At 68.7% G+C, this 26,867-nt stretch carries 22 protein-coding genes and 1 pseudogene; 7 read left to right on the forward strand and 16 right to left on the reverse strand.

What is annotated here, in order from left to right:
* Positions 1-449: 449 nt before the first annotated feature.
* The 7 genes from AAFN86_RS00005 to AAFN86_RS00035 all read right to left on the reverse strand — a co-directional run bounded on the left by AAFN86_RS00005 (position 450) and on the right by AAFN86_RS00035 (position 7,634).
* Entirely contained in the window at positions 450-1,367 is a 918-nt protein-coding gene (locus AAFN86_RS00005) for an IS5 family transposase (protein WP_347541053.1), read from the reverse strand.
* A 93-nt stretch (positions 1,368-1,460) separates the two neighbouring features.
* Complete coding sequence (locus tag AAFN86_RS00010; RefSeq protein WP_347541055.1) at positions 1,461-1,871, reverse strand: GtrA family protein; 411 nt, start codon at positions 1,869-1,871, stop codon at positions 1,461-1,463.
* Positions 1,868-3,151, reverse strand: coding sequence for an NAD(P)/FAD-dependent oxidoreductase (locus AAFN86_RS00015; RefSeq protein WP_347541057.1), 1,284 nt, complete (start codon positions 3,149-3,151; stop codon positions 1,868-1,870). The genes AAFN86_RS00010 and AAFN86_RS00015 overlap by 4 nt, the downstream gene beginning before the upstream one ends.
* A 1-nt stretch (position 3,152) precedes the next feature.
* Positions 3,153-4,082 carry an NAD-dependent epimerase/dehydratase family protein gene (locus tag AAFN86_RS00020; RefSeq protein ID WP_347541059.1) on the reverse strand — a complete coding sequence of 310 codons (930 nt, stop codon included), beginning with the start codon at positions 4,080-4,082 and terminating at the stop codon, positions 3,153-3,155.
* 2 nt (positions 4,083-4,084) lie between these two features.
* On the reverse strand, positions 4,085-4,831 hold the full coding sequence (locus tag AAFN86_RS00025) for an SDR family oxidoreductase (RefSeq protein WP_347541061.1): 747 nt from the start codon (positions 4,829-4,831) through the stop codon (positions 4,085-4,087).
* A complete protein-coding gene (locus AAFN86_RS00030) occupies positions 4,828-6,180 on the reverse strand; it encodes an FAD-binding protein (RefSeq protein ID WP_347541063.1) in 1,353 nt (450 codons plus the stop codon). Before AAFN86_RS00030 ends, AAFN86_RS00025 begins: the two co-directional genes overlap by 4 nt.
* On the reverse strand, positions 6,171-7,634 hold the full coding sequence (locus tag AAFN86_RS00035) for a UbiA family prenyltransferase (protein WP_347541065.1): 1,464 nt from the start codon (positions 7,632-7,634) through the stop codon (positions 6,171-6,173). Before AAFN86_RS00035 ends, AAFN86_RS00030 begins: the two co-directional genes overlap by 10 nt.
* A gap of 618 nt (positions 7,635-8,252) precedes the next feature.
* Between AAFN86_RS00035 and AAFN86_RS00040 the strand changes: the two genes are divergently transcribed.
* The 3 genes and pseudogenes from AAFN86_RS00040 (at position 8,253) to AAFN86_RS00050 (ending at position 11,047) form a co-directional block, all read left to right on the forward strand.
* Positions 8,253-8,783 carry an IS3 family transposase gene (locus tag AAFN86_RS00040; protein ID WP_347541067.1) on the forward strand — a complete coding sequence of 177 codons (531 nt, stop codon included), beginning with the start codon at positions 8,253-8,255 and terminating at the stop codon, positions 8,781-8,783.
* Positions 8,784-8,871: 88 nt separating this feature from the next.
* Positions 8,872-10,080 (forward strand): annotated as a pseudogene (locus AAFN86_RS00045) (IS3 family transposase).
* Positions 10,081-10,093: 13 nt separating this feature from the next.
* Positions 10,094-11,047 (forward strand): IS5 family transposase, encoded by a 954-nt coding sequence (locus AAFN86_RS00050; protein ID WP_347541069.1) that lies wholly within the window; start codon positions 10,094-10,096, stop codon positions 11,045-11,047.
* A 212-nt stretch (positions 11,048-11,259) separates the two neighbouring features.
* On the opposite strand, the gene AAFN86_RS00055 is transcribed toward AAFN86_RS00050, so the two are convergent.
* Positions 11,260-12,852: a hypothetical protein gene (locus AAFN86_RS00055; RefSeq protein ID WP_347541071.1), complete on the reverse strand. Its 1,593-nt coding sequence runs from the start codon at positions 12,850-12,852 to the stop codon at positions 11,260-11,262.
* A 215-nt stretch (positions 12,853-13,067) separates the two neighbouring features.
* Here AAFN86_RS00055 and AAFN86_RS00060 point away from each other — a divergent pair, with 215 nt between their 5' ends.
* Together AAFN86_RS00060 and AAFN86_RS00065 are read left to right on the forward strand one after the other, a co-directional pair.
* Positions 13,068-13,424 carry a transposase gene (locus tag AAFN86_RS00060; RefSeq protein WP_347541073.1) on the forward strand — a complete coding sequence of 119 codons (357 nt, stop codon included), beginning with the start codon at positions 13,068-13,070 and terminating at the stop codon, positions 13,422-13,424.
* A gap of 889 nt (positions 13,425-14,313) precedes the next feature.
* Positions 14,314-15,918, forward strand: a complete 1,605-nt coding sequence (locus AAFN86_RS00065; protein ID WP_347541075.1) for a GMC family oxidoreductase N-terminal domain-containing protein — start codon at positions 14,314-14,316, stop codon at positions 15,916-15,918.
* A gap of 91 nt (positions 15,919-16,009) precedes the next feature.
* On the opposite strand, the gene AAFN86_RS00070 is transcribed toward AAFN86_RS00065, so the two are convergent.
* Complete coding sequence (locus tag AAFN86_RS00070) at positions 16,010-16,963, reverse strand: LysR substrate-binding domain-containing protein (protein WP_347541077.1); 954 nt, start codon at positions 16,961-16,963, stop codon at positions 16,010-16,012.
* 131 nt (positions 16,964-17,094) lie between these two features.
* Between AAFN86_RS00070 and AAFN86_RS00075 the strand changes: the two genes are divergently transcribed.
* On the forward strand, positions 17,095-17,490 hold the full coding sequence (locus AAFN86_RS00075) for a hypothetical protein (protein ID WP_347541079.1): 396 nt from the start codon (positions 17,095-17,097) through the stop codon (positions 17,488-17,490).
* A gap of 317 nt (positions 17,491-17,807) precedes the next feature.
* On the opposite strand, the gene AAFN86_RS00080 is transcribed toward AAFN86_RS00075, so the two are convergent.
* The 7 genes from AAFN86_RS00080 to AAFN86_RS00110 are packed head-to-tail and all read right to left on the reverse strand — an operon-like array spanning position 17,808 to position 24,762.
* Positions 17,808-19,187 carry a bifunctional serine/threonine-protein kinase/universal stress protein gene (locus tag AAFN86_RS00080; protein ID WP_347541080.1) on the reverse strand — a complete coding sequence of 460 codons (1,380 nt, stop codon included), beginning with the start codon at positions 19,185-19,187 and terminating at the stop codon, positions 17,808-17,810.
* An 8-nt stretch (positions 19,188-19,195) separates the two neighbouring features.
* Entirely contained in the window at positions 19,196-19,939 is a 744-nt protein-coding gene (locus AAFN86_RS00085; RefSeq protein WP_347541082.1) for a metallophosphoesterase family protein, read from the reverse strand.
* A gap of 19 nt (positions 19,940-19,958) precedes the next feature.
* The gene (locus tag AAFN86_RS00090) at positions 19,959-21,833 is read right to left on the reverse strand and encodes a polysaccharide biosynthesis/export family protein (protein ID WP_347541084.1); all 1,875 of its coding nucleotides are present in this window, start codon (positions 21,831-21,833) and stop codon (positions 19,959-19,961) included.
* Positions 21,823-23,016, reverse strand: a complete 1,194-nt coding sequence (locus AAFN86_RS00095) for a capsule biosynthesis protein (protein WP_347541086.1) — start codon at positions 23,014-23,016, stop codon at positions 21,823-21,825. The genes AAFN86_RS00090 and AAFN86_RS00095 overlap by 11 nt, the downstream gene beginning before the upstream one ends.
* Positions 22,985-23,623, reverse strand: coding sequence for an ABC transporter ATP-binding protein (locus AAFN86_RS00100; RefSeq protein ID WP_347541088.1), 639 nt, complete (start codon positions 23,621-23,623; stop codon positions 22,985-22,987). Before AAFN86_RS00100 ends, AAFN86_RS00095 begins: the two co-directional genes overlap by 32 nt.
* 6 nt (positions 23,624-23,629) lie before the next feature.
* On the reverse strand, positions 23,630-24,424 hold the full coding sequence (locus tag AAFN86_RS00105; protein ID WP_347541090.1) for an ABC transporter permease: 795 nt from the start codon (positions 24,422-24,424) through the stop codon (positions 23,630-23,632).
* A complete protein-coding gene (locus tag AAFN86_RS00110; protein ID WP_347541091.1) occupies positions 24,421-24,762 on the reverse strand; it encodes a DVU3141 family protein in 342 nt (113 codons plus the stop codon). The genes AAFN86_RS00105 and AAFN86_RS00110 overlap by 4 nt, the downstream gene beginning before the upstream one ends.
* 220 nt (positions 24,763-24,982) lie before the next feature.
* Here AAFN86_RS00110 and AAFN86_RS00115 point away from each other — a divergent pair, with 220 nt between their 5' ends.
* On the forward strand, positions 24,983-26,851 hold the full coding sequence (locus AAFN86_RS00115; protein WP_347541093.1) for a capsular biosynthesis protein: 1,869 nt from the start codon (positions 24,983-24,985) through the stop codon (positions 26,849-26,851).
* Positions 26,852-26,867: the final 16 nt, after the last annotated feature.

The following is a 26,867-nucleotide window of genomic DNA, read 5'->3' on the forward strand; positions in this document are numbered from 1 at the left end:
GGCACGCAGCAGTTCCTCGGCGTCGGAACGCGCATCATCGGACCCGGCGCGATGCGCCTGGTCGTTCGATGAGCAGCCCCTCTCCGGCGGAGGGGTGACTCGTGGATTTTGGCGGTCGGCCATCCGCCGAATCTGCCGTCACGACCAATAGAAACGATTTCGTATCAAATAGATCTAACCAGTCGAGCTGCCGCATTCTATAGCCCCGCATCGGCGCGGGGGGCAGAATTGCTCCGGTGTCGCCATCCGGCTGGCTGCTCAAGCCGAACGGGGCCCATCTGGCGGGAATTGCCCCGCTCCCGATCGCGCTGCGGCCTTCGCCATCGGAATGACGAGTCGATCGCGCACACTTCCCTTGACAGACATCGCCGTCGTGACGGGCGAGTCGGAGCAGGCAGTCCCGGATTTGCGGGATGTTTGGCCTGCTGCCGGATCGATGGACACCGAGTTTAGCCTGCCTCGGCCAGTGCTTCGAATTCCATAGGGCTGAGATAGCCGATGGTCGAGTGTCGTCGCCTTGGGTGGTAGAAGCGCTCGATGTAGTCGAACACATCTGCGCGGGCTTGGTCGCGGGAGCGGTAGATGCGGCAGCGGACCCGCCGCACACGCGCGTTGTGGGCCTGCAGCCGCGCCAGCGCGGCCGGCCCGCCCCATGTGCCGGTTCCGACGACGGCGGGCACGCCGCCCTTGGCCTGGATCGCGTTGGCGGAGCGCGTGCCGCCGAAGGCACTGTCGCCGTACACCTCGCCCGGATCGTCGGGCAGCACCGCCGCGAGTTTGGCTGCGTCTTGGACGTTCGTCGTCGTGACCTCGACCCCGTGGACCAGCCCGGTGCCCTCGTCGGTGGCGACGTGCGCCTTGTAGTCGTGGGTGGGCTTGCGGCGGCGGTGACCGGCCCATCGCGTCTCGTCGTCGCGGCGAATGCTGGCAGACGGGATCAATGTCGCGTCCACCAGCGTGCCGCTGCGCACCGCGACGCCTTTGGCCCCGAGCTGACGCGTCACCGCCTCGAACAGCGCGCGGTCCAGCGCGTGCCGGACCAGTTCGCGCCGGAAGCGGACGAAGGCGGTGCGCTCCGGCGTCGGCTCGTGGGCGGCGAAGCCGCAGAACCGGCGGAAGCTGGCACGGTCGTCCAACGCCTCGGCCAGCCGCACGTTGGAGAGGTCGTGCCAAGTCGCCAACAGCAAGCCCCGGAACAGCGCCAGGGGCGGCCAGCCGGCCTCACCCTTCGCGGCGGCCGAGATGCCGGCCAGGTGGCGGTCGATCTCCCTCCAGTCGAGCAAGGCGGCGAGTTCGGACAGCGACGATGCCGAGCGCGGCTCCCGCCGTGCAATGAGGTCCTCCTGCCCAATCCGCCGCCGCGCCATCGCCACCTCCCGCCATGGACAGCAGGGAATCAGAGCGCATCGTGTCGCCTCAAGCACACCCGCGCACAGGTCTCATTAGACGTCTGGTCCGGGTCATTTCCTGCGGCGCGCGAAGCTGAAGCGGCGGTGGCCGATATAGCTGCTGCCGATCGGGCTCAGCACGCCGATGACATGCGCCGCAGTCTCGGCGTGGTAGGTGAAGCCGATGGCAGGAAAGATTAGCCGCGCCAAGCCCACGCTCACCAGCCAGACCTGGACCAGGGCCAAAAGGTTCACAAGCGCGAAGCGGGAGAACTCACTGGCCATGGTGCCGCCGCTGGCCGCAAAGACAAAGCGGTGGGCCAGGAAATAGGCCGTCACCATGCCGACGAGATAGGCGAACGCGATCGCGGCCTCGTAAGGCATGGCGAGCGAGAGCAGAATACGCGCGCCGATGTTCACCGCGGCGGCCGTGCCGCCCGTCAGCACGAAGCGCACGAACTCGTTGCTGAGGAGGGCCTTCACCGCGGGACAGCAGCGGCCATCATGCGCCCGAAGCGGATGCTTTCCGCCACGCCCCGGTCCTCGGGGTAGTAGTGCGAGGTATCGGCGATGAAGAGCCCCTCGATGGGCGAGCGGAAAGGCGGCAGGCGTTCGAGGAAGTTCGGCTCGCAGATCGGCTGGGCGTGGCGTAGGCGGCCCGCCTTGGAATCGATCAGGTCGCCCTCGGTGATCTCGGAGTTCACGCTGCGCACGGCTGCAAAGGCCTCGGCGATGAGCTGCTCGTCCGTCCAGGCCCATTTCGGATGGGTCACGGGCATGTAGTAGGGCACGTAGACGATGGTGTCGGCGGTCGGGCGCAGGTTGGAGAACTCGATGATCCCCGGCACCTCGATGGCGGGGTCCACGATGTTCACCCAGAAGTTCCGCGTGACAGACCGCATCAGCTTCAGGATAACGCAAACTACGCCGATGTTGCGCAGCCGCGTATAGGCCTCTCGGGTCGCCTCCGGCAGGTCAGGCACCAGGCGCGGGACCAGCGGCAGCGGCACGGTGGAGATCACCGCATCGGCGCGGAACTCCTGCCCGCCCGCGACTAGGCCGGTGACGCGGCCGTTCGCCACCGTCACGCGCTCGCCGGACATGCCCGTGTGGATGCGGCCGCCGCGCGCGCGGATGTCTCGTTCCAGCGCATCCACCAGCGTCTGCGAGCCGCCCTCGATATAGCCCAGCCGCTCCTCGAAGATGGATTTGCGCGAGCGGCCGATGCGCTTGACCCGCGTCGCGATCCAGGAGGCGGCGACCTCGTCGGCCATCTCGTGGAACTTCAGCTGCATGAGGCGCGACCACAGCTTCGCATAGACCTCGCGGCCCGAGCCGCCCTCGATCCATTGCCGCGTGGTGAGCTTCTCGATGCTCTCGAAGTTCCGCGCCCGCGTGGTCAGGAACATCTGCAGCCCGGTGCGAATCTTCGCGCTCCAGCTCAGATGCGGGAAGCGCAGCAGCGCGACGGGATCGCCCCAGGGATGGACCTTCCCGCCCATGAAATAGGCCATGCGCGTGTGGACCCAGCGCACGGAGTCGCCGATCCCCAACTCTTGCAGCAACTCGAAGGTCGCGTGATCGGAGAGGCAGCAGAAATGGTAAAAGCGCTCGATCGAGAGGCCCGAGAAATCGAAATGCGCGGCCATGCCGCCGAGCACCGAGCTCGCCTCGACGAGATCGACCTCGTGGCCAAGCCCCAGGGCGTGATGGGCGGCGGCCAGCCCCATGGGCCCGGCGCCGAGAACGAGGACACGTGTCACGTCAGAACTCCAGGACGGTGCCAGAATAGACCGGATGGGTGAAGGTCTCGCTCAGTGCCGTCTCCAGCAGAGTTTCCGTGACGCCGAACTGGTCGGGCCAGTCGGTGACCGGGAACGTCTCCGGGATCACCAGCGCCTCGAGCTGCGATGTGGTGAAGGGCGGGTTCCGGTCGAAGCGCGCATAGAGCCAGAGCAGCGCCCAGAAGGCGTGGTAGGGGATGTTCACGATCCGCGCGCGCGGCTTCACGATGCGGTGGATCATGTGGATCAGCTCGCCGTATTCCACAACCGTCCGGCCGGAGATGTCATAGGTGCCGGTCGTGTGGTTGGCGATGCAGCTGGCGATGATGGCCGCGAAGTCGCCGACATAGAGCGGCTGGCGCAGGAACTTCCCATTGCCGGGGATGGGGACGACCGGTGCGCGGTCCATGAAGCGGCGCAGCCAGCCGAGATGCTTGCGGTCGAACCAGCCGAACATCAGCGTGGGGCGCAGCGAGACGTGCGGAATCTCCACGCCGTCCATGTAGGCTTCCTGCCGGCGTTTGGTGTCGACGTAGAAATCCGAGGCCTGGCTGCGCACCACCGAGGAGGAGATCTGTACGAGGTAGCCCACGCCATGGGTCCGCGCCGCCTCCACGATGCGCATGGTGGCATCGACGTTGTTGCGCTCGAACTCCGCGCCGTCCAGGCCGCCGATCTGCGCCTGGTTGATCACCACCGTGTCGATGCCGGCGAAGGAATTGGCCCAATCCCCGGCCTCGGCGAGATCCGCCTCGATCACCTGGATCTCCGGGTGCAGTCGCCGCAGCATGGCGGTGTTGGCGGGGTGCTTGTCGATCGCGACCAACCGCAGCGAGGGATCGGCCTTCAGTCGTGCGATGAGGTTCTGACCGACGAGACCGGCCGCGCCGGTGATGAGGATTCCGTGCATGATCAGAGCTTCGACTTGTGGAAGATCGGCCGCGGCAGCGACGTCACGATGAGGAGGATGAAACGCCAGAACCAGGGCGTGTAGAGCACCGCCTTGCGGCGATCGATCGCGGCGACGACATCGCCCGCCACCTTCTCCGGCGTGGCCCAGAGCGGGCCGCCCTGCGGCAGATGCGCCGTCATGGGCGTCGAGACGAAGCCCGGGCGGATGTCGAGCACCGCCACGCCCGCCGCGTGCAGCCGGTGCCGCAGCCCTTCCAGGAAGCGCTGCAGTCCGCCCTTGGCGGCGCCGTAGACGTAGTTGCTCTGCCGCCCGCGATCGCCGGCGACGGAGGAGATGGCGGCAATCACGCCGGCGCGCTGCGCCTCGAAGTGATTGGCCAGCTCGCCCACCAGCAGGGCCGGGCTGTTGAAATTTAGCGCCAGCGCGGCGGCGGCAGTATCGGCCGAGGCTGCGCAGGCTGCCTGGTCGGGCAGCGAGCCATAGGCGACGAGCGCCACGTCCAGCCCACCGAAGGCCGACCAGGCCGCCTGCGCGACCTCCGATAGCCCGTCGAGCGCGGCGAAATCGGCCTGCTGCAGCTCCACCTGCGCCGCACCGCGGACCAGTAGGTCCGCCCGATCGCGCTCCAGCGCCGCCAAGTCGCGGCCGACGAGCACGACGCGCGCCTTGCGGTCGGCGTAGCGCCGCGCGACAGCCACGCCGATGGCGGAGTTGCCGCCCAGGATCGCGATGCGCGGGCCGCTCATCGCACCAGCCCCACGCGCCGAGCGAAGCCCGAGGAGAAGGCGGGATCGATCCATTCGGCAAAGGCGCCGGCGGCCGGGTAGCCGGCGGCGAAAGTCTCGGCGGCCATGACGCTGTCCTTGGCCGGGTAGAGTCGCCCCTGCGCCTCCACGGTGATCGCCTCCAGGCGGGCGAGGAGCCGCAGCGTGTCCAAGCCCTTGGCAGGAAAATCAAGGGCCAGAGTCGTGCCTTCCATCGGAAAGGAGAGCATTCCCGGCGAAGCAAGCCCGCCGAAGCCCTTCAGCACGACCAGCGGCGAGCCCTGCTCGCTGCGCGCGATCTCGCGCAGCAGCCCGGCCACGACGGCGGCCGCATCGGACGGGGGGACCACGCCCTGAAACTGGTGGAAACCGCGCGGCCCGTAGAGCCGGTTCCAGCCGCCGATCGCATCCAGCGGGTAGAGCACCTTCTCGTAGCCGCCGATCGTATGCGAGCGGCCGGAACTGCCCAGTCGCCGACGATACGCCGCGTTGAAGGCGCGTAGCGAGAGCCCGTTCACCATCGACAGGGGTGGTGTGAGGGCAAGGCTGCAGCGCGGCACCGTCGGAGGCGGCGCGGCCCCTTGCCCGGCCGCATGGCGCGAGCGTGAGAAGATCCCACGGCCCAGCGCCTCGCCGGTCGCCAGGCAATCCACCCAGGCGGCCGTGTAGTCCCATTCCGCCTCGGATTCGGCGGTCAGCGCGAAATAGCCCTCGAGCGAGCCGAAGGCGATGTCCTCCGCCTCCATGGCAAGGCCCTCGACGCGCATCATCGCCAGCCGCAGGCGCAGGATCAGCCCGGTCAGCCCCAGCCCGCCGATGGTGGCGGCGAATAAGTCGGCATTCTCGGTGGGCGAGCAGGTCAGTACGCGGCCGTCCGACCGCGCTAGCTCCAAGGAAAGCAAATGTCGCCCGAAGCTTCCCGTGCGGTGATGGTTCTTGCCGTGCACGTCGTTGGCGGCGGCGCCGCCCAGGGTGACGAAGCGCGTGCCCGGCGTCACCGGCAGGAACCAGCCACCGCCGCCCGCCTCGGGCCGCGCCAGCACGGCCAACACCTCGGCCAGGGTGACTCCGGCCTCGGCCTCCAGGATGCCGGTCGCGGGATCGAAGCTCACGAAGCGGTCGAGCCCGCGCGTCTCGATCAGCCCGGCACCCGGGTTCAGCGCCACGTCGCCATAGGAGCGACCGAGCCCATGGCCGAGCCGCGGGCCGCCAGGCGCGGCCGCGCAGACGGCGGCGGCGCGGACCGTGGAAGGCCGGCTCACCCGATGCTCGGCGCGCAGGTTCCGCCCCCAGCCGAGATGGTCCCGCGAGGTGACCGCGGTCACCCCCATGCAGCGACCAGCACGATCGCCGAGACGACGCCCAGCGATAGGGAGAAGCGGTCGGTCAGGGCAAAAGCCACCGGATCCTCGTTCATCTTGCCGTGCAAGGCGAGGTGCCAGACGCGCAACAGCCAGACCATGATGATCGGCACCATGATCCAAAGCAGCCCGGGCATGCTGTAGATTTCGCGCGGGTACTGATCCTGGATCAGATAGATAGTGAAGATCACAATGGCGCTGAAGCCCGCGGCCAGCCCCGCGCTCAGCAGCAACGGTAGGTCCTCCGCCGTGTAGCCGCGCGAATCGATGCCCGCCTCGCCCGCGGCCACTACTCGGTCGAGCTCGGAATAGCGCTTCACCATGGCGAGGCCCACGAAGAAGAGCATGGAGAAGGTCAGCAGCCAGAGCGAGACGCGCTCCTCCATCAGAACCGACCCCGCAAGCACACGCACGGTGAAGAGGCAGGCGAGCGTGATGATGTCCACGATCGGCATGCGCTTCAACGCTAAGCTGTAGAAGGTCGCGGTGACGAGATAGACGGCCAGCACCGCCGTCGCCAGCGGCGGCAGCAGCAGCAGCGAGAGCAGGAAGGCCGCCACCAGCATGCCAGCCGAGACAACGACGGCCTGCTGGGCCGTGATGAGCCCCGCAGCCAGCGGCCGGTTGCGCTTCACCGGATGCCGGCGGTCGGCCGAGAGGTCGAAGAGGTCGTTGGCCAGGTAGCTGGCCGAGGCGACCATGCCCATCAGCACGAAGAGCAGCACCGCCTCGAAGATGGCGGCCGGCGTGCCGTCGACCGGGAAGCCCAGCAGCGGCGCGACGAAGACTAGCAGGTTCTTGGACCAGTGGCTTAGCCGAAGCGCCCTGCGCCAGACTTCCCAGTCCACGGCCGCCGCGGGGAACTCCGCCTCAACGCGGCTGCCAGCGGGCAGCTTCGCGCGCAGCTTCGCCACATCGCCCACCAAGATCGAGGCCTCTGCACGCGCGAAGATGGGCACGTCCGCAGCCGCGTTGCCCACATAGCAGAAGCCGCCGGGAAACTCGGCGGCAATCGCATCAGCCTTGTTCGCGCCGGAGAGGTTGGTAACCCCATCCGAGCCGCGGACTACCTCGAAGAGGCCGGGCAGTTGGGCAGCGACCGCTTCGGCCACCGCTTGGTCCGCCGCAGTAAAGAGGCCAAGGCGGCGACCCCGCGCCTGCTCGGCACGCAGCCAGCCGAGCAGCGTCACATTGAAGGGTAACGTCTCGACGTCCAGTTCGGTCACCTCGGAGACTAGGCGCTTGAACGCACTCTTGCCCCGGCGGATCCCCCGCAGCGCGCTGACCATGCCCGCCGGATCACATTTCAGGAAGGAGCACAGCGACTCGTGCAGCGTGTCGATGCACAGGAGCGAACCATCGAGGTCGACGGCGATGGACAAAAGCTCTGTGTCCGTCGATAAACGCGGCAATTGGTCCACCATGGGCTCCCTGCCAGGCGAGGAGACCTCGCGTAGCATGAACAGACGACGGTGCGAGCCTGGGAGATGCAATTTAATGAATGGGATCCCATTTCACGATGATGCTCTCGGAATGGACGGAGCGGGGCGCCTTGAGCAGCCACCGCGGTGATGCCCGGTAGGGTTGAACTGAGCCCTGCAGCTCCCCAAACCCTGCATCGACCACGATGACTGACGACATGTTCATGCACCTGCCCCCAACTTTGGTCTGAAGTTGAAGTTGAAGTTGACCCGGTTTCGTGGACACCCCGAGGCTTGAGGCGGAGGTGTTCGAGATGCCGAGATTCCGAGGGCCCTACCCGCCGGAGTCCGGCGGCGGATGGTGGAATTGGTCCGATCGGGACGAACTGCGCAGGACCTTGCCCGTGAGTTCGAGCCGAATGCGCAATCCATCGCGTACTGGGTCCGATAGGCGGAGCGCCATGCTGGCCAGCGCCGCGACGGCGGTGCAACCAGCGCCGAGCGAGAAGAACTGAGCAAGCTCCGCCGTGAGAACCATCGGCTGCGCCAGGAGCGCGACATCTTGGCAAAGGCGGCGGCTTGGTTCGCGAAGGACAAGACCCCGTCCAGGTCTTCGAATGCATGAGCGCGCACCAGGCCGAAATCCCCGTCCGTGTCATGGCCCGCGTGCTGCGGGTTTCCGTTTCCGGGTTCTACGCTTGGCGCAGCCGGCCAGCCTCGGCCCATGCCCGGGCCGACGCCGTCCTACTGCGCCGGATCCGCAGGATCCACGTGGCCTCTCAGGGCACCTACGGCGCGCCGCGGGTGCATGCCCAGGAAACCGCGATCGCCCGCAAGCGCGTGGCGCGGCTGATGCGCCACGCCGGGCTGCGGGGTGTGTCGCGGCGTCGCTTCCCGACCGCGACGCGGCGCGAGCCGACGTACGCACCGGCCAACGATCTTGTCGGCCGGGTCTTCACCGTATTTGGGCCAAACCTGCTGTGGGTGGCCGACATCAACCTATGTGCCGACGGCGGCAGGCTTCCTGTTCCTCGCCGTTGTGCTCGATGCCTGGTCGCGCCGCATCGTCGGCTGGGCGATGGCCGCGGACCTGCGAACCCGCGTGACCCTCCACGCCCTCGACATGGCGATGACCACCAGGAGACCATCTGATGTCGTTCACCACTGGAGCGGCCCCTAATTCGACCGGACAGGCGGGATAGCCCCGGGGGGTCTAGGTTCAAGCCTAGGCAAACCGCCTATGTCGAAGCCCATCGAGCGCGTCGAGATCATCACCGGCATCCACCGCCGCCGGCGCTACAATGCCGAGGAGAAGGTCCGGCTGGTCGAGCAGACCATGCAGCCTGACACGACGGTCTACGCCGTCGCCCGGCTGCACGGCGTCTCGCCCAGTCTGCTGTTCCAGTGGAGGCGGCGCATGGCCGAGGGCGGGCAGGAGGCGGTCAGGGCCGACGAGGAGGTCGTGCCGATCAGCCGCGTCCGCGAGCTCGAACGCCTGCTCGGCCGCAAGACCATGGAGACCGAGATCCTGCGCGAGGCCCTGGAGCAGGCCCGCCCAAAAAATCACGCCTGGCGCTTGCCGTCGCCGCCACCGGCAGGTTCCCGGTGAAAGCCGTGGCCGACACGATCGGCGTCGCCAGGGCCAACCTGGCCGACCAGCTCCGCCGGCCCGAGCGACCGCGGCGCCGCTCCTATCGCCGCGCCGAGCACGAGGCCGTCCTGGCCGAGATCCGCGCCATCCCCGACGCCCGTCCGACCTACGGCTATCGCCACGTCACGGCGCTGCTCAACCGCGCCAGGTGCAACTCGGGCGAGCCCCCTTTCAATCACAAACGCATCTATCGCCTCATGCGCCAGGCTTCATTGCTGCTGCAGCCCCACACTGGCAGGCGCGCCATCCGCGCGCATGAGGGCACCGTCGTCGCCGCAGCCTCGAACCAGCGCTGGGCGTCGGACGGCTTCGAGATCCCCTGCTGGAACGGCGAGATCGTGCGCGTCGCCTTCGCCTTCGACCCCCACGACAGCGAGGTCATGGCCTGGGTCGGCACCTCTTGCGGCGGCATCAGCGGCGAGATGATCCCCGACATGATGCTCAACTGCGTCGGACGGCGTTTCGACGCCTTGTGGGCTCCGCAGCCCGTCCAGTGGTTCGCCGACAACGGCTCCGCCTACACCGCCGGCGAGACCATCGACATCGCCGTCGCGTTGAACCTCGTCGCCTGCTTCACACACGTCCGCAACCCCGAGACCAACGGCGTATGGGAGGCCTTCGTGAAGACCTTCAAGCGCGACGACGTCCGCGTGAACCCAAGGCCAGACGCCATCTCCGTCTTGCAGACGTTTGGCCGAATGGTTCGAGGACTACAACACCATCCATCCTCACAGGAGACCTCTGCGAAACGCCTTGCTGATGGCAGCGAGCGCTGATTCTGTTGTGCCGTTGGGGTGACGACGAGGCAGCGATGGGTCAAAGGCGGATCGGGCAGGCGAGCCTGGCGGAGGCGCTGCTGCCGGCGGGTGCTGGCTCCAATCGTCGGCTGGAGCGCATCGCCGGCCTGATGGACTGGGCGCCGATGGAGCGCGTGCTGGCGCCGCTGCGCGTGCTCACAGGCCGCCCCGGCTATCCGCCGCTGGCGCTGTTCCGCGCGCTGTTGCTGGCGCAGTGGTACCAGCTCTCCGATCCCGGTCTCGAGGAGGCGCTGGCGGACCGGCTGTCGTTCCGCCGCTTCTGCGGCTTCGGCCTGGACGACGGCACGCCTGATGAGACCACGCTGTGCCGTTTCCGCGCGGCATTGGCTGAGCGTGCCCTGGCCGAGGCGCTGTTCGCCGAGCTGAACTGCCAACTCGACGCGAAGGGTTTGGTGCTGAAGGCCGGCACGCTGATCGACGCGACATTGGTCGAGGCGGCGGTCGCCCGCCCGCCGCAGAGCGAGGGCGAGGTCTCGACCAAGGACCCGCAGGCCGGTTTCACGCGGCGCGGCCAGCGCAGCTTCTTCGGCTTCAAGGCGCATGTCGCGGTCGATCTCGGCTCGGACCTGATCCGCGATGCCGTGCTGACTGGTGCCGATGTCGGCGACAGTCTGGCCGCCGACGGGCTGGTGCAGGGCGACGAGGCGGCGGTGTTCATGGACAAGGCGTATGACAGCGCGCCGCGGCGCGAGGCGCTGGCCGAGGCCGGCATCGCAGACGGCATCATGCATCGCGGCCACGCGCGCCGCCCGCTCACCGCCTGGCAGCGCTGGATGAACCCGGCGCTGGCGCCGATCCGCGGCCAGGTCGAACGCGCCTTCGGCACGCTCAAGCGCAGCTATGGCTGGCGCCGCGTCCGCTACCGCGGCCTGCTGCGCAACGGCGCGCATCTGCACCTGCTCTGCACCGCCATGAACCTCCGTCGTGCCGAAAGGCTCCTCGCCTGACGGGCGACTTGTGCCTGCCGCACGATTGCCAGGTGCCAAAGCCGCCCGCCAGGGCCGCTTGCAGGCCTCCGCCGCGTCTCCATGAGCCCATCACGCCGGTTTCGCAGAGGTCTCCACAGCGGCTCGCGCATGCGCTCGCCGCGTGAGTTCATGGCTACGCAGTAAGCAACCCAGGCCGCATGTCCGGTCGAAATGGGGTGCACTCCAGGCGTTCAGGAAGGCAGACAATCGGCCCGATCAGTTTGGAACACACTGTAGTACTCTCCTTGCCAAAGCAGGCTGGCGCGGCCGGGCGCAACATCAGTGCCAGGCGGCAGGATAGCCAGCGTCCGACGGCATGGTGTGCCGACGGGCAATGGGGAATCACCGATAATCCAGTTCAATATCGCGTTTCGCTCTCGGTGCCGTACGTCCCAGTCCACATAGGGGTTCGAAAAAAATGTGTTGGCGACGAGCAGGGATTTGGCCGCAGCCATGACCAGAAATGGTGCAATATTAAAGTTCATTTCGGAACCTTCAAAATCGTTACCTGTAACCAATGGTGCATCCGGGAAAGCGACGTAGACAACATCCGACGGCGCGCCGACACGAATCCAGCGATAAAGATCCAGGCTGCGGCCAAAAGGATTAGCCTGACTGCCAATGGTCTCATTGCGCGCAACTACGTCGTAGGGCCTGAAAAAAAATAGCAACGCACCAAGTATAAAATAAATTGAGACAATCGTCTGCGCCCATCTACGTAATTTTCGCGCCTGAGCGAATGCTAGCGCAAGCACTAAAGGCGCCGCAATTTGAATGTACATGTGGTAATGATGCACAGGCACGCGAAGCGCCGCACAAGATCGTGCTGTAGGATTAAGGGCGGCGCATGCGTAGTGACGTACAAGTGCAAGTGCGCATATGAAAATCCAAGCGCCGAGGATGGCGGTGATTGTTCGATCAGGCCATGCCTTCCATACCCAAATCAGGAGTAGGCCAACCAGCAGGGGCATATTGAGGAGCAGCATGGGGACGAAGGCTTGGCGATTCGGACGGAGCAGGGGTTCCGTGTACTCACCAGGCGGGAAATGAATGATACCAGCGGGGTAGCTCAGGGCCAAAAGGGCAACATAGGGCGCCGCCACCACGACGAGGCAGACCCCGGCGACGGCCAGCCACGCGACCGTATTACTGTGAAGGCCGCGGGTAACGACAACCGTTATTCCGAGAATGCCTGTTAACAGCAGGCCGGGAACCGCGTGGGCCAGGAAGGTCGTGCCGATGGCGGCGCCTATTGCGCACGCAGACAACCAGCCACCCTGCGCCGCGCGCGCGTGGATGAGCCACACAGTTCCGAAGAAGAATGCCTGGGCAAGTATGGGGGTCAGCAGCCATGGCGAGTACCCGCCGCTAATCCAGGGAGGCGTGACGGCAGAGTTAAGCAAGACGAAAAGCGCGGTCCCGACAGCGGCGGGCCGCTGCCCCAGCATGGCACGCGCGAGGACGAAGAACATGACCACTGGGATTAGGCCAATCCAGACCCCAGCTCGAACCCAGAATACCAAAAGGTCATCGGGCTGGACGAGTTGGACCAGCGCCGCCAGTAGAGCCGGAACAAGGGGGGGATAATGACGCAGTTCGCCAGGATACGCTGGGTCGCCAAACCAGTTGCCATCCAAGATCGCCTGGGTCAGTCCGATGTCGCGCCAGGCATCGAGATCAGGTGGGTAGTGGACGCCACCCGTCATGATCAGGCCCTGAGCGGCGGAAAGCCCAAGAAGTAACAGCAGGAACAACCATGATCGATCGCGCATCAGGGTAGTCATGGGGGCACGAGTCCATTTCGTGTGTCGTCGAGGCGGTAAGGGAAACCGAACGTGGCACAATGCATTTTGAGCTGCATTCGGTTTCTCTGGTGACGTGAGCCCCGTTGAAGTTGAAGTTGACCCGGTTCTGTGGACACCCCGAAGCTTGAGGCGGAGATAGGGCCTGCCCCGCCTGAGTGGACACCTTTGATAGGCTGAAGAGCCAGGAGGTGACGATGGTAGAGGGCGTGAAACGGCGTCGGAGTTTTCCCGACGCGTTCAAATGGGAGGCGATTGCCGCGATGCGTGGCGGTCGTTCGCCATCGCAGGTGGCGGCCGAACTGGGCCTGCCGGATCGTCTGGTCCGCTCCTGGCTGCGTTGGGCTGAGGGGCGTTCGCCCGGAATGAGCGGCGCGCCGGCGCCGACCCTCCGACGAGAGCAGGCGGCGCCGGCGCGCCGCGTCGGGCCGAGCCCGGCCGACCAGGCCGCCGAGATCGCCCAGCTGCGCAAGGAACTCAAGCGCGTGAGGATGGGGCGCGACATCTTAAAGCGAGCTGCGCTCATCTTCGGTCAGGCGACGGGCCGGAGGTGAGCTTCATGTTCATCCGTGACCACGTCGCCAACTTTCCCATCCAGGTCATGTGCGAAGTGCTCGGCGTCAGCCGCAGCGGCTACTACGCCTGGGCAAGCCGGGACGGGAGCGCGCGGGCTGCTGCCGACCAAGTCCTGGCTGCCGAGATCCGGACCGCCCACGCGGCCAGCCGCGACCGCTATGGCAGCCCGCGCGTGCACGCCGAACTGCGCGCGCCCGCGGCCGTCGGGTTGGCCGCAAGCAGGTCGCCCGCCAGATGCGCGGCGTGGGCCTGGTGGCGCGCCGCAGGCGCCGCTTCCGGCGGACGACGGACAGAAGCCACGCCTTCCCGATCGCGCCCAACCTGCTCGGACGCAACTTCACGGCGGAGGCGCCGGATCGGGTCTGGCTCACTGAGGTGGACCCCGTATTTCGGACAGGTGGTTAAGCTCGGTTCGCCTGCGAGAAGGACGGACCCGGATGACGCGGCGTCTCAGCCCGCCGAGGAGCACAACTCCTACACCACGCCTCGGGGCACGATCCCCTCATGGCAGGCAACGCCTGCGCTTATGGCAGATCGACGTGTGTTCGGTATAAGTGGGTATGCCCCTCCAAACCACCCCACCAAGGGGCAGTGGCCCTTTGGAAACCATCACCTGGCACGGCGCATGATCGCCGGGACCAGTGCCCAAATCCTGTCTGGTGCGCGGCGCGACGAACCCGCCTGCCCGGCGCCAGGTCGAGGTTTCCAAAGGCCTTAAGCCTTTGGTGGGGGAGGTCCGGAGGGGGCAAAGCCCTCTCTGGTGCCACGGCCCCGCACATCCATCCCGGCGCCACTGACAGCGTCCTGGCCGTCTCGCCACCGCAGCCATTCGGCGCAAGACTGCGCCCTGACGCCGCGGGGGAACGCATGCAGGTCACTGACTACATCGTCATCGGCGCCGGTTCTGCCGGCGCGGTGGTGGCGAATCGGCTGTCCGCTGACCCGCGCAACACCGTCCTGCTGCTCGAAGCCGGCCCCGCCGGCCATCCCTGGACCCGCATTCCCGTCGGCTACGCGAAGATGCTGACCAATCCTGTGGTGAACTGGCTCTACAGCTCCGAACCGGAGGCCGGCACCCATGGCCGGCGCATCCCGGTGCCGCGTGGCCGCCTGCTCGGCGGGTCGAGTGCCATCAATGGCCTCGCCTTCGTCCGCGGCCAGGCACAGGACTTCGACAGTTGGGCGCAGATGGGCAACCGGGGCTGGTCCTATGCCGATGTGCTGCCCTTCTTCCGGCGCATGGAATGCTATGAAGGCGGCGGCGATGATGCCTTCCGCGGTCGCGAGGGCCCGCTGCGCGTCACCGACCCGCCGCCGACCGACCCGATCCTTGCCACCCTGATCAAGGCGGCGGGGGAGGTCGGCATCCCGCACAACCCCGACTACAACGGGGCCCGGCAGGATGGCATCGCCATGAGCCAGGCGACCATCGCGTCCCGCCGGCGGATGAGCACGGCGCATTGCTACCTGGACCCGATCCGCCGCCGGGCGAACCTGCGCATCGAGACGGGCGCGCTTGCCGAGGCGCTGCTGTTCGATGGGCGCCGCTGCACGGGCATCCGCTACACCGCATCGGGCGCGCTGCGGGAGGCACGTGCGGGCCGGGAGGTGATCGTCTGCGGCGGGTCAATCAACTCGCCGCAACTGCTGGAATTGTCGGGCATCGGCCAGCCGGACCGGCTGACCGCCCTCGGCATCGACATGCGCCACGCCTTGGCCGGTGTCGGCGAGAACCTGCGCGACCACTACGCGCCGCGCACGCGCTGGACCGTCGGCGCGAAGGGCTGGACCTTCAACGACCGCGGGCGGGGGCTTGGCCTGGTCGGCCAAGCGTTGCGCTACGCGCTGTCCGGGCGGGGCATGCTGGCGATGGTGGCCGCGCCGCTGCGCGCCTTCGTCCGGTCGCGCGAAGGGCTGGAGGCACCTGACCTGTTGCTCGGCTGGGTGCCGATGCTGACCGAGCCGGGGCCGAAGGGGCCGCGCATCGCGGCGCAATCCGGCATGACCTGCTACGCCCATCCGATGCGCCCGGAGAGCCGCGGGCACATCCATGTCACCTCGACCGATCCGCGCCGGGCGCCGGCGATCACCTTCAACTTCCTGTCCTCGCCGATCGACGCCGAGCTGACCGTGCGCGCCATCCGCATCGCCCGCACGATCATGGCCGCCCCCGCCATGGCGCCGTTGCAGGTGAGCGAGGTCGCCCCCGGCCCGGCGCGGCAATCCGATGACGAGATCATCGACTGGGTCCGCCAGGCCGGCGAAACCACGTACCACCCCGTGGGCACCTGCCGGATGGGACAGGATGCGCTGGCGGTGGTGGATGCGCGGCTGAAGGTCCATGGCATCGACGGGCTGCGCGTCGCGGATGCGTCGATCATGCCGACACTGACCTCGGGCAACACCAATGCGCCGTCGATCATGATCGGCGAGAAGGCGGCTGCGATGGTGCTGGAGGATGCCGCGGCCTGATCGCGGCCCGCCGGGCCGCGGACCAGGCACCGGGCCGCCCCGTCGTCGCGGAACCGCCCCTTCGCGGTGGGCCGACCGGGCGCGCCCCGCGCTATTTCGGGGAGGAGGCGTCCACCAGCAGCCCGGCCTCGACTGCCGCCGCCTGCATCTCCCGGTGCACCAGCGCGCGCAGCCAGGCATGGCCGGCATCGCGCCGCCGCCCTTCGTGCCAGACCAGCCAGATCGGGATGCGGATGGCCGGGCCCGGCACCTCGATGACGATCATGCGCAGATCGGTCCGGGCGATGTGCTCCATGGTCTTCGGCAGCACGCCCAGATAGTCGGTGCGCCCGACGACGAAGGGTACTTCCAGGTATTCGCTGACCGTCAGCCGGCTGTCGGCCATCAGGTCCCACAACTTGCCGCTCAGTGCCTTGGGCCGGCGTTCGAAGGCCCGGCGGTGACAGCGGACGAATTCCTCCTTGGCCAAATCCTTCCAGCCCATCCGTGGCGTGGCGCGGGGATGGTCGCCGCGGGCGACGATCACGAGGCTGTCGTCGAACAGCCGCCGATTGACGAAGCGGTCATCCTCCGCCGCTATCCAATCCACCGCGAGGTCGAGCAGCCCTTCGCGCATCAGCACCGGGGCGTCGTCGGCGAGCGTCCGGGTGTCGAAGCGCAGCCGCACGCCGGGGGCCGCCTGCAGCGCCGCGTCGCGGATGCGCAGCGCGAATTCCGGGCCGAGCGGATGCGGGATGGCGATCTCGAAGCGCCGGGTGCTGCTGGCCGGGTCGAAGCCGCGCGCCTCCTCGACCGACTGGCGCAGCGCGCCGAGCGCGACGTGGATTTCGGGGAAGATGCGGTTGGCAACCGGCGTCGGCGTCATGCCGGTCGGCGCGCGCAGGAACAATTCGTCCCGGCAGGCCTCCCGCAACCGGCCCAGCGCGTGGCTGGTCGCCGACTGGCTGAGCCCGAGCCGTGCCCCGGCGCGTGACACGGACCGGGTCTCGTACAGCGCCTCGAACACCAGCAGCAGGTTCAGGTCGATCCCGCGCATCGACGTCATCGGTCTTCCTTTGTGTCGCGACGCAGCATGAACAGCTTCGAAACCGGCAATGCAGGCCGTTCGTTCGGCTTCGCCGCGCGAGGCCGCTATTGGTCCGCACCCTTTCGGAAACGTTCTGGGACCAAACCACCGTGTTCTACAAGACCAGGATGCGCCGCCTGCTGCGCCGCATGATCGAGGACGCCGCACCGGCCGGCCTGCGCCCGGACCCGGCGACGGTCGTTGAACGCGCGCTGATGTACGAACGCGTCGCCATTGCCTTCGGCCTGACCTGGTACGGGTTGTCCGCCGCCCAGGGCGCGCTGGTCATCGTCCTGGGCGCATGCGCGCTGGGCGGGCTGGGCGTGGCCGAGGCCGAAAGGCTGGAAGCGGCCGCTCGCCGCTTCGCGCAGGACCGCGGGCTGGAGTCCTTCATGGGTGGCATTGCCAGGGACATCGCTCGGATCGAGCCCGTCGCGGCGCTGCACCGGGTGGGGCCGAGCCTCGATTCGCGCAGCGGGAGCGCGGAACTGCCGATCCCGGGGTGATGCGCCGCGCGGCGGCGGCGCCGCGACGCACAGCGGCGCTGCCCGCGAGGCAGGGCCGGCACCCTGGAGACCGCCTGGAGCACCCCGACCTGTCGCCACGCCGGTTCGAACCGGACGGGCCCGACCGAACGCAACCTGCCCGGCAGCCGATGCCGTTCGCGCAGGCTCGCGGACCCGGCACCAGCCCATTGTTCCAGCGAGCATCGTCGCCCGATCGCGATCTGCCCTGGATCAGGATCCGTTCGCCCTCGCTCACGCCCGCTGTTCTACGTCGTTGGATTCACGCCGCCGGCGATTCCCCCTGCGGCGATCACGCTTCAGCCGCCGCGGCTGACCCGCACCACGGTCACGTTGCAGGGGGCTTCCGCCGCGACCTTGCCGGACACCGAGCCGAGCAGCCGCCGCGACAGCGATCCCTCGCGGGCGCCGAGCACCACATGGTCCACCCGGTTGGCGCGTGCATAATCGATGATCGCGTCCGCGACATCGGCCGCTTCCAGCACATGGAAGGTCAGCCGCCCTTCGCCGAGGCCGATGCTCCGCGCCCAGTGCCGCAATTCAACGAGGCGCTGCACATGGCGATTGCGGCCCTGGTCGTCGAGCGTCGTATCCACTGTCAGCAAGGTCGTCTTCAGCACGTTCAGGCAGGCCACCCGCGCGCCGGGGCGGTTGCCGAGCAGGCGCATCACCTGGTCGCGCAGAGCCCCTTCCAGCAATTCGTCGCCCAGCGCGAAGTTGAGCGCGACGGCGATGATCGGGGCCGAATGGACCTGCCGGGCGGTGGCGAAGGCGCGCGGTTCGGCGGTTTCCGGCCGCAGCCGCCGACGCAGCACGGTCAGGAAGCCGTCGCGGCGCATCTTCTGCGCCCGGTCGGTCAGCGCCACCCTGTCTGGGTGGCGCAGGTCGAAGGCCAGTTGTGCTGCGGTCGGGTAGCGGCGGTCCGGCTTCACCTCCAGGCAGCGCAGGATCACCTCCTGCAGCCAGGGTGGGATCGCGGGGCGCTTTCGCCGCGGCGGCACCGGGTCGCGCCACAGCCGGCGCTTCACGCCGCGCAGATGCTGGGGTTCGCCGAAGGGCAGGTCGGCGGTGGCGTATTGGTACAGCACGGCGCCCAGGGCGAAGATGTCGCTGCGCGGGTCGTTGCGGATGCCCAGCGCCTGTTCCGGCGCCATGTAGGGCACGGTGCCGTAGGGCAGGCGGAACTCCTCCGCCATCAGGTCGGGCAGTTGTTCGTGATGGGCCAGGCCGAAATCGACCATCACCGCTTCGCCGGTCTCGCGGAACAGGATGTTGGCCGGCTTCACGTCCAGATGGACGACATGCTGGTGGTGCAGGTCGTCGAGCGCATCGGCGATCGCCGCGCCGATGCGCGCCACCTCGTCGGCCGGCATCGGCGCCTCCCGCAGCCGCGCGCTGAGCGGGGTGCCCTGGATGCGTTCCATGACGATGTAGGGATGTGCCTCGAACCCACCCATCGCGATGAAGCGCGGCACATGCGCACCGGACAGGCGCGGCATGATCATCTGCTCCATCTCGAAGGAGACGATCGCCGCAGGGTCCTCGCCCTCGCGCAGGCGGGGGACCTTCATCAGCATGGGCGGGTCATCCTCATGCCGCGTGACGCGGTAGAGCATGGCCATGCCGCCTTCATGCAGCGTTTCCGCCACCGTGAAGCCGTCGATCCCGCGCGCCAGCATGGCGGGGGCTACCGCCCGACGAACAGGCGTTCGGCGAGCCCGATGGGCAGGCCGGCCGCGCGGATCTTGTCCGCTGCGGTGACAACGTCATACGGCACGCGCAGCCAGGTTGCCTGCAGCGGCAGCGTGTCGATCATCACGTAGCAGGCCGACGGGTCGCCATCGCGCGGCTGGCCGACCGCGCCGGCCACCGCCAGCCAGGACCGCCCCCGCGCAAGCGGCACCGGCGCGCCGGCGACCGGGCCGAAGCCGGTCAGCTTGCCGGTGTCGCCCAGGCTGTACAGCGCGGGCTTGTGGACATGGCCGCAGAAGGTGGCGTGCGCGTCGGTCGCCTGCATGCTGCGCCGGGCGGCCTCGACATCGGTGACGTAGCGCCAGCGCGACGGCGCGGAGGCCTCGGCATGGACGTAGAGCCGGCCTTCCTCCTCGAAGGTCAGGGGCAGTCCGGCGATGAAGCCGCGGTGCGCCGGGGTGATCCGGCCGCGTGTCCATGTGATGGCCGCCGAGGCCATCTCGTTCATGCGCGACGGGCTATCGAGGATCACCGCCTCGTCATGGTTGCCGAGCAGGGCGATGGCGCCGCGCGCCACTTCCTCCATGGCGATGTCGAGCACGGCGACCGGATCGGCGCCGTAGCCGACCAGGTCGCCCAGCAGGACGAAGCGTTCCGCGCCGCGCGCCCGGGCGTTGTCGAGGCAGGCGCGGAACGCCTCGAGGTTGCCGTGGATGTCGGAAAGGATGGCGATCCGCATGCCCGGCCCGGTTCTTGTCCTAGTTGTTGATGAAGACGCGCGCGGCGAGGGCCACCTGGAACAGGGCGGTGATGAGGTCGCGCCCGAACAGCCAGACCTTGGGGTCGAGGTAGGGCAGCGCCACAAGTTCGTCGCCTGGCCGGGGGTCCTGGTAGGGATTGAGGATCGCCTGGCCGGAGGGCCGGCGGATCATCAGCGTGCTGCGCGATCCGCGCGGCGTCAGCCCGCCCGCGGCCTCGAGGAACTGGTCGATCGTCATGCCCGGCCGGTAGACCACGGCCTGGGGGAAGGTGACCTCGCCCTGCACCAGCACCGTGCTGGACATTTCGGGCACCACGATGATGTCGCCATTCTCGAGCCGCAGCGGCAGGCAGGACCCGTCCGCCCCCATCGCGACGACGCGGCCTTCTGGCTGCACCCGGCGCGCGCGGGAGATGTACTGGGTGATCAGGTTGGCTTCCTGGGTGCGCGCATCGGCCACCGAGGTGGTCGGTGCGGGGGCCAGGAACAGCTGCCGTTCCAGCCGGTCGAGCGCCTCGTCGATGGACCGCTTCTGCTGCAGCGCGAGGGCGGGGCGCAGCAGGAAGACGCCCTGGGTGTTGGCGAGGCCGGGTTCGACCGCGATGTGGTCGAGCATCTGGCAGAAGGTGATGTCGCGGTCGGCCACCAGCACCGACGGATACAGCCGGCTGCCTTCCACCGTGACGCGGATGGTGCGCGCGGCGACGTCGGCGACGAAGGTGACGGTGTCCTGGTCCTGCAGCGTCTGCTGCGCCAGTTCCGCGATCGGCATGTAGCGGGAGAAGGGCTGTGCGTTGCGTACGCCGCGCAGCACCGCATTGGTCGCCGCCGGCAGCGGGCGCGACAATTCGATCAGTTCGCGTCCGGTCAGGGCCGAGCGGCTCGTGCTCTCGAACAGGTAGTTGTTCCGCACCGCGCCATCCGCGCCGATCATCGCGCGCTGGCGGCCGACCACCAGCGTGTCGCCTTCCTGCAAACGCACATCGGGCAGGGTGCCCTGCAGCAGGAAGCGATACAGGTCGATGGTGACCACCGTGCGGCCGCCGCGGATCAACCCGATCTCGCGGAACGACCCGCGCCCCGGATCGATGCCGTTGGCCCGCACCAGGAAGTCGAGGATGCTGTCCGAGGCGGTACCGGCATAGCGGCCCGGCGAGCGCACGGGCCCGGTGACGAAGACGCCGATGCGCTGCGTCGAAAGCACCGAGGCATAGACCTGCACCTGGGAGGTGTAGACCTTGCGGACCTCGCCCTCGACCACCTGCTGCAGGTCGCCCACGCGCACGCCGGCTACGCGGATCGGCCCGATATTGGGCAGGAACAGGTTGCCCGCGGGATCGATCTGCCCGACCAGTTCGGAATCGACCGCGCCCCAGGCGCGGATCGAGACGCGGTCGCCCGGTGCGAGGATGTAGTTCGGGTTCGGCGCGTCGGAGGAGCTCTGCTGCTGCCCGGTGAACAGCGCGGCGCCGAACACCGTCGCGGCGGGGCCGGCCATGCGGTTCTGTTCGCCCAGGGGGGCGACCAGCGACGGTCCGCCTTCCGCCTGGGTGGGGCTGCCGATGCGTTCGGTGCCGCGCGTCTGGCCGGGAATGTCGGCCAGGCTGCGCTGGTCGAAGATCGGCGGCGGCTGGGCAGCCGGCGCGCCCGAGGGCGTGAGCACCGGATTCTGCGGCAGGGCACCCTGGCTTTGGCCCTGGCCCTGGGTCAGCAGCGGAAAGCCGGGCAATTGGCCCGGCATGCCGGGGACCACGCCCTGCGCGAGCGGCGTCCGCGACCCCAGGCTCTGCGCTGCCGCGGCACCGTCGGGGATCCCGCCTGCGACGATGGCCAGAACCAGCAGCGCGAGGACGCGCACCCGGTCAGACCGCATGTTCACGCATGCCCGCGACAAGAAGCCAGCCGATGCCGAAGGCCACCGAGAGGCCGAGGAAGACGCTGCCCACACTGATCAATTTCCGAGGATAAAGGGGATAGACGGCAAGGTTCGGCTCGACGACGCGGGAGAGGTACATCTGTTGGCGCTGCGCTTCCATCCGCGCCGTCTCCAGGCTGGCGGTGGCGGAGGCGAGCTGGCGGTCGGCGAATTCGCGTTCCAGCATCAGGCGCTCGAAGCCGGCCAGTTGCTGGGACAGCGCGCCGTCGCCCTGGGTGCGGCGGATCCGCTCGGCCGCGATCTGGCGCTCCAGCGCCTCGATCCGGTTGCGCGTGGTCTGCAGGGTGACGTTGTCGGGAAGCATGAAGGCCTGGCGTTCGCGCAGCTCGGCGCGGGCGGCGATCAGCGCGCTTTCCAGCTGACCCATGGTGGTGACGGCGGCCTGGACGGCGCCGGCGCTGTCCAGTTCCTGCTGCTGTTCGCGGAAGCTGGTCAGAGCGGCGCGGCTGTCGAGCACCCGGCGCTCGGCGATCGCCACCTCGCCGCGCGCGATGCGCAGCGCATCCTCGCGGGCGCGTTCGGACAGGCTGTTGATCAGCTGCTCGGACAGCGTCAGCAGCGTGTCGGCGATCGCCTTCGAATCCTCGGGCGTGAAACTGCGCACCCGCAGCGTGATGACGCCGGTGGAACTGTCGAAGGCGACCGAGACCATGCTGTTGAAGTATTTCGTCAGTCGTTCCGGGTCGTCGTTCCACAGCCGCGCGATCAGGTCGGCATCCTCGCGCGCCCAGATCCGCGACAAGTCCAGCCGTTGATGCGTGCGCGCCACCGCGTCGTGGGAGGTGAGGAAGTCACGCACGCTGTAGGCATCGCTCGACGGCGCCGTGCTGCCGGCGCCCACCGCGGCCGAGATCATGGTGCCGAGCGAGAGTTGCGGCGCATCGGCGCGGGAGCGGATGACGAAGCGCGCCTCGCTGACGTATTGCGAGCTGGCGTAGCCGTAGAAATAGGCGATCGCCAGCAGCGTCGGCGCCAGCACCCACCAGGTGAAGGGGTGGCGCAGGAAGCGCTTCAGCCGCGACTGGGGCCTCGGCAGCGGAACCGGTGCCGCCTCGCTCCATGTCGGCTCGACCTCGGGGGCCGGTGCCTCAAAGGCTGTTGTATGTGGCGAGAGCTTCATCGAGATCTTCGTAGGATGTGAGGGTGCCCTGATCCAGCACTGCCGCACGCGTGCAGAGCTGGCGGACAAGGGATGGCGAATGCGTCACGAGGATCAGACCCGACTGCTGCAGTCGGGCGCCGAAGGCACGGCCGAACTTGGTGTCGCCGACGGCCAGCGCCTCATCGACCAGCAGGCAGTCGAAGTCGACGGCGAGCGAAATCGCGAGGCCGAGCCGCGAGCGCATGCCGGCCGAATAGGTGTGGACCGGCATGTTCAGGTACTCGCCGAGTTCGGCGAAGGATTCGACGTAGTCCACCGTTTCCTGCACGGGGCGGTCGTAGATGCGCGCGATGAAGCGGGTGTTGTCCGCCCCCGACAGCGCCGACTGGAACCCCGCCGCCATCCCGATCGGCCAGGAGATCGACATGGAGGAGCGGATGGTGCCGCGCGTCGGGGCCTCCACCCGGCCCAGGATGCGCACCAGGGTCGACTTGCCGGTGCCGTTGCGGCCCAGGATGCCGGTGCGCTCGCCCTTGCGGAAGATGGCGTTCACGCCGCGCAGCACGTGCTTGCGGCCGACATTCATCGCATAGGATTTGTGGACGTCGATGAGTTCGAGCGCCATCGCGGCCTACTCCAGCCCGATCCGCTGGCGCGCTAGGCGCAATCCGGACAGGCCGAGGATGTGCGGCACCAGGATCCATCCGGCCACATAGGTCAGGTCGTAGGTGGCGCGGAACCGGTCGCCGAACTGGCCGTCGCGCAGCAGTTCGAACAGGTGGACCGTGGGCACCCACAGCACGATCTCCTGCATCCACTCCGGCAGCCATTCCACCATGAAGAACAGGCCGCTGAAGGGCAGCATGAGGTACGACATGGCGTGTACCAGACGGTCGATCCCCTCCCATTCGCTGGTCAGGGCGCCGACCACCAGGGCGACGCCCTGCGCCACCAGCACCATCAGCCCCAGGGCGCACAGCATCTTCATGGGCGAATCCGGCACTTCGCCATCCATGACGATGCCGACCAGGGTGAAGATCGTCATCACGCCGGTGCAGGCGATCCCCTCGATGATGTGGCGCGCATAGAACAGGTCGGGCAGCGTCACCTGCCGGTGGTACAGCAGCCCGCGATTGGCCGAGATCGTCGCGGAGGACCGGTTGATGATGCCGCGGAACGCGAAAAACATCACGTAGCCGATGGAGAAGAACTCGAAGGTGTTGCGCGCGCCGTCGCCGCTGCCGCGGAAGCTGTGGATCACCGCGATCATGCCGCCGAGCAGCAACGGCTCGAAGAACACCCACAGGTAGCCCAGCCGATGGCGCCCGAAGCGCGTGTGCATTTCGCGGATGATCAGCGCCCCGATGACGCGCAGCTGCTGCCTGGCGCAGTCGATCAGCAGCGGCCGGGGCGCGGATTCGCTCACGGCGTGCCTGTGCCACCGCGGATCAGGGGCCGCGCCTCGCGCCAGCCTGTCCCGGCGCTGCACAGCAGGCGGGAGGCCGAGCCGGTCCCTGTGCCCATCTGCACTTCCCGGCATTCGCGACCGCTGGCGGCGGCATAGGCGCGCACCAAGCGCAGCCGCACCGTCTGTCCGGTCGAAGGTAGCGTCACGGTCTCCTCGGCTCCCGGCCCGGCGCTGGCGGCGAAGGCGACCACCGGGTCCGAGATGGGCGCGGGCGGCCCCTCGGCACCCTGGGTCGCGGTCTGGCCCGTCTCGGCGCAACCTGCCAGCAGCAGGGCGGCACCGAGCAGGCCCGCCATCCAAACACGCCTGCCGCCATTCCAACCCAGGATCATTCGACAGGCACCTCGTCATTCGCCGCTGCAGCAATCTAGCGTTTTCCGTCGATCTACGCAAAAACAAGACTCTGCGGGGTATCTTACAGATACGAAGGACGAATCTCGTTAACGACGGGGTCCGATGGCGCGTAGGGTCACACAGACCTGCAACCGGAGAGTGTGGACTCTGCTCGCTGATCCGATGAACGCTAGCCCACGCCTGCGGGTGCCTGCCAGCCTCATTCGGCAATGGCCGCACCTGCCGGCCTTCTGGCCCTGCGAGGTGCTGGGGCCCGTTGCCGGAGATGGCGATCGGCTGTTGCTGCCTTGCCACATCCCGGTCCCGGCGGCCTGGGGTGGCGGGGTTTTCCGCGTCACCGCGGGGCCTTTCGCACCGCCCAGCCTCGCCGGCCGCACGCTGCCCGCCATCCTGTTCGGCGCCGAGGCGGCCGACCCGGTCGCCGAGGCGCTGGCGACGCCCGCCATCGATGCGCAACGCGCCGCCGGCCTGCGGGCGCTGTTGCGGCAGGCCCGCATCGGCAGCCCGCCGGGCCTGCCGGATCCCGGCCCTGCTGCCCTCGGCGTCGCGGCCGGGGAGGCAGTGATCGTGCTCGATCCCTGCGACCCCGACGCCACTGTCACGGCCCGCGCATTGTGGGCGGCTGCGCTGGCCGCCGCCGACCGGCGCCCCGTCATCGCCTGCCGCGCGCCCGAGGCGCCGGCGGCTGCCCGCCCTGTCCTGGCAGACACCAGGCCGGGCCGGTTCGACCCCTGGACCCTGATCGACGCAGCCGCCGTGCTGCATGCGATGCCGGGCCCGACAGCCCTGCTTGCCACCCTGGCCGGGGTGTCCGTGGTCACGCCCGGCGGGCCGGCGCCGGATGGCCTGGCGGCGTTGTCGTCCCTGGCCGCCGCGGCGCGCTGCGCCGACCCCGTTCGCGTCCGGCCCATCGCCATCGAGGAGGCAATCCCGCTGCTCGGCAGCTGGCGTGCGCAGGAGGTCGCCAATCGCCGCATCGCCGTCTGCCTCGGCATGTCCTTCTGGAAGCGGCGGCGGATGGGGGCTGCCCTGTCCAGCGCCGCCGGGCCCCCGGCCTTCGCCCGCACCACCCGTGCCGCGATCGCCGAGGCGAGCCGCCGCGACGGCGCCATCGCCGTCTGGTCCAGCCGTGCCCCGCCCGGGCTTGAAGCCGCCGCCCGCGCCGCCGGCGTGCCGCTGCTGTGGGTCGAGGACGGCTTCATCCGCTCGGCTGGGCTCGGCGCCGGATTTCTGCCGGCGGCCTCGCTGACCCTCGACAGTCGCCGGCCCTACTACGATCCGGCCGGGCCGAGCGATCTGGAGATCCTGCTGGCGACAACGGAGTTCCCGCCGCTGCTGCTCGATCGGGCGGCGGCGCTGCGCGCCGCGCTCGTCGCCCGTGGTGTCACCAAATACAACCTCGGCGGGGTTGCGCCGATCCTGCCGGCCACGCCGGGCCGCCGCCGCATCCTGGTGCCCGGCCAGGTCGAGGACGACCTTTCGGTGCTGCGCGGCGGGGCAGGGGCGGTGCGCAGCAATCTCGGCCTGCTGCAGGCGGTGCGCGCCGCGCATCCTGCCGCCTTCATCGCCTTCAAGCCGCATCCGGATGTCGAGGCCGGGTACCGGCGCGGCCGCGTGCCGCCGGACCAGGCCATGGCGCTCGCCGACCAGGTGCTGGACCACGCGCCCATGGCGCCGCTGCTGACCCAGGTGGATGAAGTCCACACCCTCACCTCCCTGACCGGGTTCGAGGCACTGTTGCGGGGCGTGCCGGTGACCTGCTGGGGCCAGCCCTTCTATGCGGGATGGGGCCTGACCGAGGACCACGCGCCGGTCGCGCGACGCGTGCGCCGGCTCACCCTCGATCAACTCGTGGCTGGTGCGCTGCTGGTCTATCCCCGCTATCAGGATCCGGTGAGCGCATGGCCGACCACGCCGGAGTCCCTGCTCGACCGCCTGTCGGATCCCGCCCCTTGGCGCGGCGGCATGTTGGCGCGGCTGCGCCGCTGGCAGGGTGCGGGCATGGCGCGGCTGATGCGGGGGCGCGGATGAGGCGGAGGTGCGGCGA

It is taken from the genome of Roseomonas sp. CAU 1739 (assembly GCF_039839775.1).
In the GTDB taxonomy this organism is placed as follows: domain Bacteria; phylum Pseudomonadota; class Alphaproteobacteria; order Acetobacterales; family Acetobacteraceae; genus Neoroseomonas.